Here is an 8,161-nt window from a genome sequence, read left to right as displayed (position 1 = left end):
GATCTGATGGATAACAGGCATTCGGAACCTGCCGAAGTGCTGCCGCTTGCTAATCTGCTGTATGTGGAGTTTCTGGATCTTTATCGTCCGCTCTTCCCTCCAGAGTCCCTCTTCTGGTCTTACTTCAGGCGTTATATCACCGAATGGGCAGACAGTGTAGCCGGAGAAGCCGCCGGCGATTATTATTGGACCGACCGCAGCCGGATTGCCCGCAAAGCCAGTCCCCTTAAGCTCTCCAGCACCGCCGCCCTGCTGCTATCGGACAAGCCATCCTTCATTGCCGATTCGGAAGAAATGCTTGAAGCCGTGCTGATTACCCTGCAATTGCTCGATGATTATGAGGATTGGGAGGAGGACCTGGCTGAAGGCAGCTATAACTGCCTGCTGTCACTGGTCCGTCATCATCTGCAGCAGGATACCGCCATTCTTACTCCGGCTGCCGTCAAAGACTTCATTTTCACCACAGGCGGGCTCGCACAGTATACGGCAACGGCAGCCGGGAACCACGAAAGGCTGCTAGCGGACCGTTTATCTATCCCCGGGCTAACCGCCTTTCACCAAATGCTGGTGGACAATCTCCAGCAAATTGCTGCAGCGATTGAAGCGGAGAAAGTACTATTACAGGGAGGCGGACTGGGGTACTGGTTATCCAAAAATATGAATCTCTAAAAATCTCAAAAAGCGGATAACAACCAAAAAAAGTCATAGATTCAAAAATAATGCTATGTTATGCTTACGGGGTAAGTATTTATTATTTCCGGGAAGGGTGATTGTAATGTCAGAAGCAATTCTTAAGAATCAAGTGATTCAGAAGGCATGGGAAGATCCGAGTTTCAAACAGAAGCTGCTTACAGATCCGAAGGAAGCCCTCAGAGAAGCACTAGGTATTCATTTGCCCGACAATATTACACTTAAAACCGTGGAGGAAGGTTCTAATGAGTTTTATCTCGTCATTCCTCCCAGTCCATCCTCGGGCATCATGAAGACGGATATCTCTCCCCTTAGTTCCTGGTAAATCACCTTAGTCTAACTTCATAGGGAGCCCGAACCTTCCGGAGCGTCTGCCAGCGGCAGCATTGTGACGGACTCGGTTCCGGCTCCTTTTTGGCTCTCAAAATGGATTTCGCCCTGCATGGATTCAATAATCCGGAAGGTAACCATCAGTCCAAGCCCTGTCCCCTTCGTCTTATTGGAGAAATACGGCTCCCCGAGCCGGTTCAGAACCTCCTGATCCATTCCCTCCCCATCATCCTTGATATGAATATACACTTTATCACCGACACCGTAGGCTATCATATGTATAGTGCCTTCATCACCCAGCGACTCGATACTGTTCTTAATGATATTGATGAATGTCTGCTTGAATTTGGAGGAGTTGCCCCTTACCCATAATCCTTCTCCGGCTTCCATGATCATCTGGCCTCCGTTCAGATGACAGAGCGGCAGCATAATACTCTCAATATGTTTAAACTCATCCTGAACGTTAAGGATTGAAATCTGCTCAAATTCCGGTTTGGCAAAGGTCAGAAAATCGGTAATAATATTTGCGGCGCGGTCAAGTTCGCTTAGTGCCATAGATAAGTACTGTTCTTCACTACCGCTTGCCTTCTCGCTGAGGAGCTGGAGGAACCCTCTGGTCACCTGCAGCGGATTGCGCACTTCATGGGCCACCGATGCAGCAAGCTCACTAATAATCTCCATTTTCTCCGAACGCTGCAGTTCATTGTTAAACAGCTCCAGCTCCCGGGAATATTTGACCACCTGCCGGTGGTTCAGGGCCAGCCTGCGGCCGAGAATAATAATGAGCGAGAGAATGAATACAACGAGCGCCCATTTCCAGAAAAACAGATCATAATTACCGCTCTTGACGTAGTACCAGATTAATTCGGAGACCCCTGTTAAAGCCGCTGTACCAAAGCCCACAGCAAAAATAATCGCGTCTTTATTCCCTTTTATAGAGAAGGCAATGACATAAGCAATGAGCAGAATAAATTGGATAATCATAATAAAGCCGATGACCGTGGCGGATATAAAATAATAAAATTCTACAAAACGGTTGCCGGACAATGTATTCACGATCAGACACAGGATGCAGAACAGGGAGTACGCTGTCTGAAAAATCCGGAACCGCCGGATAATCGAGTATCTCCCGCTGCCGAATATGTTCTCGAACAGATAGGTAAGCGCCGGAAGCAGCGACAGCAGCCCCAGGTCCAGAAAGATAACGCTGAGCGCTCCAAGTGAACTGTAAAAGGTATAAATAAACGGAGAATACGTGATCGATAAAATCCCGGTAGCTGCGATAACAACTGCTAAAGAGGCTGCTATGTGGAAATGTTCCCTGTCCAGGAAAAACCCGCATACAAACAGGACCACCGCTACAAAAACAAAAGCACCGCCAAGAATCACATCGATAAGCCCATTTTTTATGAAACCTCTAACCAGATTACTATACTCGCCGATGACTGCCGTCTCTTTAATTCCGATCCGGTCCTGCAGAGTTGACGTCCAGATATACATCGTTTTGCTGTCATCATCTGCGCCTAGAGGGACAAGCAGCGAGAAATTGTCTTTAATATAGCTGCGGTCATCTTCAAATATCAGGCGGTCTTCGATATACACCTTAACATGCAGGGCGTATAAGGTTTCGATGTAGACTGCAGGTGACACATATCTGAATGCCGGCAGCTCAATTCGTGTCCAGGCCGAGGATACGCCATTCGGAAGCTCTGTCATGCCCGTGTCTGCTCCGCTGCTGATCCATCCCCCCTGATCCGGAGCAGGCACGATAAAACCGTTATCCCCCGGATCATTTCCCCATTTGATCTGCCATTCCTTAATTTCCTTAGAGGCATAATGACTATCTGCTGAAGCCAATAGCGAACTGCAGGTCATTAAAAGCAGAAAAAACACTGCTGTTATATGTAAACTTTTACCGATCAAGCGCATGCAAGCACCCCAGAATAAAGTTTTAGAAGCAATGTATACAAGCTAGTATTTCGCCCTAAACATCCCTTATCCCTTCAAAAAAACGGTATTATCCAAAAAAATTGCTATTTATTGCGGTAGGCTGGGAGTTTTACAATCACTTCGGTCCCCTCGCCCTTCTTACTGTGAAACTGAATAGCACCGTTCATCGCCTCAATGATCCGGAAAGTAACCATCAGGCCAAGCCCTGTCCCTTTTGTCTTATTAGAGTAATAGGGTTCGCCCAGGCGGGCCAGCTCACTGACCTTCATTCCTTCCCCGTTATCCTTCACACTGACCACTATATGTGATCCCGATTTCCAAGCGGATACTAGGATCAGACCATTCTCCTGTAAGGATTCCACACTGTTCTTGATCAGATTAATAAAAGCCTGTTTAAATTTAGAGGAGCTGCCAAGCACTTGAAGCCCGTCCTGCAGCTGAAGCTGAATAGCTCCGCCCTGCAGATTCGCCAGCGGCACCAGAATCCCGGACACATGCTTCAGTTCCCCGGAAACCTCCAGGATATCCTCCTGATCCAGCCCCGGTTTGGCAAAGGTGAGAAAGTCCGTAATGATGACGGAGGCTCGATCCAGCTCCTGCATCGCCATATCGAGATATTCCTTCTCTTTTGAGCCGGAGCGTTCTCCTAAAATTTGCAGGAATCCCCGCGTAACCTGCAGCGGATTGCGCACCTCATGGGCAACGGACGCGGCCAGTTCACTGATAATCTCCATTTTCTCCGAACGCTGGACTTCATTGTTGAATTTCTCCAGATCCCGGGAATAGCTAACGGCCTGTTCATAGTTTCTGGCAAAGCCCCGTCCAAGAATAACGATCAGCGAAATAACAAAAGCAATCACTCCCCACTTCCACCAATACAAATGGTAGCTTTCTGCAGAAGTGAAGTACAGGAGCAGCTCGCCAAGCGAGACAACAGCAAATACGGCAAATCCGAGCGAGAAGATAACGGCATCCTTATTGCCTCTGTAAGCATAAATCACCGCCAGGCCAAGCAAATAAGCGAGCTGAACAATCATCAGTATCCCCATAACCTCTACAGTCATAACTCTATACAGGTGATCCAGCCGGTAAGACAGCAGTGTATTCAGAAGGAGGAAGCCGAAGCAGAAGATAGAATAGCCGAGCTGAAAATTACGGAAACGCACAACCCCCTTCCCCCGCCGGGGTCAAAAATCCGTTCAAAAAAAAAGGTAAAGGCCGGCAGCAGTGTAAATAACGCCAGATCAAAAAAGGTTTCAATTAGCCGCCCCTGATTGTGCAGAATAAGCGGGAGAAACGGTGAGTATGTAATAAACAAAACGCCAAAACATAAAATAACCAGCACCAGCCAAAGTCCGCCTGAGAAAAGCTCCACCCTGACAAAAAACAGGCACGTCATCAATACGGCTGACATAAAGATCAGCGCCGCACCAAGGACCATATCCACTAGATCCTGTTTGACATAAAGGGCGATCAGTTTATCATAATTTCCTGTTCTGACCTCTCCTTCAACACCGAAGCCCTTGCTGCCATTAAAATTAACTATTTGACTTGAATCATATACGATCTCGTTATTCCGATATGCTTTGATTGTATTTCCATATACTGTATCTATAAGTAGTGCCGAGTTGGTAGTCACCTTAGGTATTGCAAAACGCAGCCAGGCTGCGCTTACTCCGGCCGGGGGCAGCGGTTTGGCTGCATTCGCGGGCACTTTCATCCATTCCGGGTCTGGAGCTGCCGCCGCTTCTTCAAAAGAATCAGCGTCCGGCTGTTCCCATTTCATCTCCCATTCCGGCAGTACGGGGTCTGTCTTGCCGCTCCACTCCATAGCAATCCCTAAAGGCACTAAAGCTATCAAGAGCAGAAGCATGAGAATAGCAGCCACTCTTTTTGGTGATGGCAACTTCATCTTGACACCTCAATAAATCGTTAGTTGGATTTTTGTAGTTCATATGATTCTTACTTTCGACAACCTTTGCACTATCCCTGCTAATCCTGCAAAAATACTCGAAATAAGTAGTTTTCTTCTTCACGCGGTTAATCGTACAGAAAAATGAATATATTAAGGAAGACAATGAATAATGGACTCAAGGATTAGATTCGCCGCCGAATTATCGGGTAAAGAATGATTAGAGATATTCGTGGAGGAGGATGGGCAATGAACGGCAAAGAGAAATCCGCCGCCAGCGAATCTCCGGATGTGGATGGACTTGTGACCGAGCGGGATATCGATGAAGAGTTCGGCCTGTTTCAGGAAGATTCCTATCCCGGTGCGCTTCCGGATGAAGACCAGAAGGCAGCCATTAATCACGCTGTTCCTAAAGAGGAGCAGACTAAAGCCTAAAGGAGTTGAACGGCTTATGGGTAATGAATTCAACAAAACTGAAGCCGATTTAGCATATGAGCGTTTTCAGAAAATGGGGAGTATCACTTCCGAAGAAGACATCCCTCCTGAGGATCTGCGGCTGCCCGGAACCCATGAAGCGCCTGTCGATTATGTGGACGGTGTAGTGGATGAAGGTTCTGACCCGGTGCTGGAGGGGGATCCGATTCTGGTTGCCGATATCGGCCTTAATTCTCCGGAAACCACCCTTGGCCCAAGAGCCGACCGCAACGGCCGCATCACAGCAACACCTGCCCCGGAACGGGACGAGCTGCTGGAATCGGATGCGATCTTCGCCGCCGGGGCAGCCGGATTAACCGGCAGTGTAATTGAATATGCCGATGAAGAGGATGTCCTAGCAGACGATCTCACCGGCAATGAAGAAGACTTACCGCTAGAGGATATACCTGACGCTGACGAATTGCAGCCAGGCACCGCAGTCGATCCCGCGGCCCCGCCGCTTGATGTAATGCCTGGAACCGATGTGCTTAACGGCTCGACCGGCGAAGAGGATTAATCGGGCTTAGGGCATCACCGGATTCTATTCCGGTGGTGCTTTTTTGCCTGAATTTCGAGCAGTTTCTTCTATTATATGTGTTCATATAATGAGCTCATAAATTGATCTCTGCCTCTCCATCCGCCGTTTCTCCATGGGAACGTGCCTCCCCGACCTTGGCCTCCAGTTTAGCAGCTTTCACCAATAGTGCTGCTACAAGCAGCATTACTCCATTAATGACAAATACCCAGCGGATCGGAATGAATGCGCCCAGCAGCCCGCCGATAATCGGCCCGGCCATCGTTGCTAATTGTGTGGATGCCTGATTCAAGCCAAACGCCCGGCCGCGGAAGCTCGGCTCGATGGTCTGTACAATCATGGCATTGACCGAAGGCAGCACCCCGGCATAAAACAGACCGTAGGCAAATCTCAGGATGGCAAACTCTACATAACCAGATACAAAATACTGGAGAATGTTCCCAATTCCGCCCCCGATGAGGCCGATGAACAAAATAAATCCGAATCCTTTGCGGCTGCCGATCCGCCCCCACTGCGGGGCCATAATCACGGTTGCTATGCCTACTGCAGAGAATACAATGCCGGAGCTTAATGAGGCGCTGTTCTTCGCAATTCCCATATCCAGCAGATAAATCGGCAGCAGCGGCTCCAGAATCATCACGGAAAAGGTGGTAATGCCGGCAAGCAGCAGCAAAGTAATAAAGGCGCGGTTGTTCCTCGCCTCACGGATGTCATCCCGGACACGGGATCTTGGGGCCGAACGGTCAAAGTTCTCTTCTTTGGCGAAAAAGGTTGCTATCAGCGCCGATACCAGCACGATCGCCGCCGAGAACAGAAAAGCGCTGCGGTTGCTCGAATAATAACTGACCACTCCGCCGATGAGCGGACCGATAATACTCCCCGTAGCTCCCGCCGTAGACATGATGCTTAGCGCGTAGCCGGTTTTCTCCTCCGGGGTATTCGTCGCGACCATCGCGATGGCTGCCGGAACAAACCCGGCCAGCAGTCCTTGCAGAATCCGCACAATCAGAAAAACATAAGGATCATGAACAAAGAAATTGATCAAATAAAGTGCAGCCAGGCTGAAGCCCGAGCGGATCAGCATCGGCTTACGTCCATATTTGTCAGCCAGCGATCCCCAGTAAGGAGAGATCAGCGCACTGGCCAGAAAGGTAATACCGAAGCTGGCCCCGGACCAGATCTCCAAATGATCGGAAACCCCCAGCTGGTCACTCAAAAAAATCGAGAGGAACGGAATCGAAATGGAATAGGCTGTACTGCAGAAAAATACGCCTACCCAAAGCACGATCAGATTCCGCTTCCATGAAAATGGCATGCTCTCACCAACCTTTTCTGTTTTTCCGCGAAGTATCCTACCATTCTAAACCTCTTTTCCCGGTGTGCCAATCCCTGGTAAGTCTTAAGGCTTTGCAAAAAGCGGGACAAACCATGTATGATGAAGGATGACCGAACCAGCATACTCAAAAATTAAAGGAGAGATTCAAACGTGAAGCGTACCAAAAGAACCCCTATCATCCTGCTGCTGATGATGACATTCCTGCTGCTCATTGTCGCAGGATGCGGCAATAAACCGGCAGGCAACAATTCGGCGGGCAATGCCGCCACAGGGAGCAACACCGGCAGCGAAGCCAGTCCGGCTTCCCAGGAAAGTGCTGCAGCCGCAACAGAAGGTGTTCCATCAAGCACGGCCAGCCATCCGATTGTCACCATTGAGATGGATAACGGCGGTATTATCAAAGCCGAGCTCTATCCCGAGGTTGCTCCCAACACCGTAAACAACTTCATCTCCCTGATTCAAAAGGGCTTCTACAACGGGACGATTTTCCATCGCGTGATTCCCGGCTTTATGATTCAGGGCGGAGATCCTGACGGCACCGGCATGGGCGGTCCAGGATATAGCATTGCAGGTGAATTCTCCGCTAACGGATTCACGAACAATCTGCTGCATACCGAAGGCGTCCTCTCCATGGCCAGAGGCGAAGACATGAACACCGGCGGCTCCCAGTTCTTCATTATGGCCGCCGCTTATCCTAGCCTGAACGGCAGCTATGCTGCTTTCGGTAAAGTAACCGAGGGGCTTGATGTGGTGCAATCCATCGTCAACCTGCCGCGCGACAGCTCGGACCGGCCGGAAACGCCGCCGGTAATGACTAAGGTCACTATAGACACACTCGGCGTTGCTTATCCGGAGCCGGAAAAGGTGCAATAGACATTCACTTATCCGTAAGCCAAAAAAGCCCATTTCCTTAAATAAGGAAATGGGCTTTAGC

Annotated in this window: 9 protein-coding genes; 5 read left to right on the top strand and 4 right to left on the bottom strand. The window is 49.3% G+C overall.

Annotated features, from left to right (window positions below; all coding sequences use genetic code 11):
* A partial coding sequence (locus tag AQR02_RS00790; RefSeq protein ID WP_159067654.1) for a hypothetical protein occupies window positions 1-669 on the top strand: 669 nt, incomplete at its 5' end.
* A gap of 106 nt (window positions 670-775) precedes the next feature.
* A complete protein-coding gene (locus AQR02_RS00785; RefSeq protein WP_054938963.1) occupies window positions 776-1,015 on the top strand; it encodes an NHLP leader peptide family RiPP precursor in 240 nt (79 codons plus the stop codon).
* 17 nt (window positions 1,016-1,032) lie between these two features.
* Here the strand turns inward: AQR02_RS00785 and AQR02_RS00780 are convergent, their stop codons facing one another.
* The 3 genes from AQR02_RS00780 to AQR02_RS00770 form a co-directional block, all read right to left on the bottom strand.
* On the bottom strand, window positions 1,033-2,877 hold the full coding sequence (locus AQR02_RS00780; protein ID WP_245237013.1) for a sensor histidine kinase: 1,845 nt from the start codon (window positions 2,875-2,877) through the stop codon (window positions 1,033-1,035).
* A 176-nt stretch (window positions 2,878-3,053) separates the two neighbouring features.
* Window positions 3,054-4,136 carry a sensor histidine kinase gene (locus tag AQR02_RS00775; protein ID WP_148449043.1) on the bottom strand — a complete coding sequence of 361 codons (1,083 nt, stop codon included), beginning with the start codon at window positions 4,134-4,136 and terminating at the stop codon, window positions 3,054-3,056.
* The gene (locus tag AQR02_RS00770; RefSeq protein ID WP_159067653.1) at window positions 4,076-4,831 is read right to left on the bottom strand and encodes a hypothetical protein; all 756 of its coding nucleotides are present in this window, start codon (window positions 4,829-4,831) and stop codon (window positions 4,076-4,078) included. The genes AQR02_RS00775 and AQR02_RS00770 overlap by 61 nt, the downstream gene beginning before the upstream one ends.
* A 300-nt stretch (window positions 4,832-5,131) precedes the next feature.
* Between AQR02_RS00770 and AQR02_RS00765 the strand changes: the two genes are divergently transcribed.
* Window positions 5,132-5,317 (top strand): hypothetical protein, encoded by a 186-nt coding sequence (locus tag AQR02_RS00765; RefSeq protein ID WP_054938959.1) that lies wholly within the window; start codon window positions 5,132-5,134, stop codon window positions 5,315-5,317.
* A gap of 16 nt (window positions 5,318-5,333) precedes the next feature.
* Complete coding sequence (locus tag AQR02_RS00760; RefSeq protein WP_054938958.1) at window positions 5,334-5,873, top strand: hypothetical protein; 540 nt, start codon at window positions 5,334-5,336, stop codon at window positions 5,871-5,873.
* Between the two features lie 94 nt (window positions 5,874-5,967).
* Here the strand turns inward: AQR02_RS00760 and AQR02_RS00755 are convergent, their stop codons facing one another.
* The gene (locus AQR02_RS00755; RefSeq protein ID WP_054938957.1) at window positions 5,968-7,206 is read right to left on the bottom strand and encodes an MFS transporter; all 1,239 of its coding nucleotides are present in this window, start codon (window positions 7,204-7,206) and stop codon (window positions 5,968-5,970) included.
* 171 nt (window positions 7,207-7,377) lie between these two features.
* Between AQR02_RS00755 and AQR02_RS00750 the strand changes: the two genes are divergently transcribed.
* Complete coding sequence (locus AQR02_RS00750; protein ID WP_425339949.1) at window positions 7,378-8,100, top strand: peptidylprolyl isomerase; 723 nt, start codon at window positions 7,378-7,380, stop codon at window positions 8,098-8,100.
* Window positions 8,101-8,161 lie beyond the last annotated feature (61 nt).

The sequence above is a fragment of the Paenibacillus ihuae genome (genome assembly GCF_001368795.1).
GTDB classification, from domain to species: Bacteria; Bacillota; Bacilli; order Paenibacillales; family Paenibacillaceae; genus Paenibacillus_AQ; species Paenibacillus_AQ ihuae.
The sequence above is the reverse complement of the archived record's forward strand: the minus strand, read 5'-3'. Positions and strand labels throughout refer to the sequence as shown.

What these genes read in the sequence shown, in the direction of transcription:
- AQR02_RS00760 (WP_054938958.1), top strand. Translation starts at nt 5,334, where the DNA reads ATGGGTAATGAATTCAACAAAACTGAAGCCGATTTAGCATATGAGCGT.
- AQR02_RS00755 (WP_054938957.1), bottom strand. Translation starts at nt 7,206, where the DNA reads ATGCCATTTTCATGGAAGCGGAATCTGATCGTGCTTTGGGTAGGCGTA.
- AQR02_RS00785 (WP_054938963.1), top strand. Translation starts at nt 776, where the DNA reads ATGTCAGAAGCAATTCTTAAGAATCAAGTGATTCAGAAGGCATGGGAA.
- AQR02_RS00765 (WP_054938959.1), top strand. Translation starts at nt 5,132, where the DNA reads ATGAACGGCAAAGAGAAATCCGCCGCCAGCGAATCTCCGGATGTGGAT.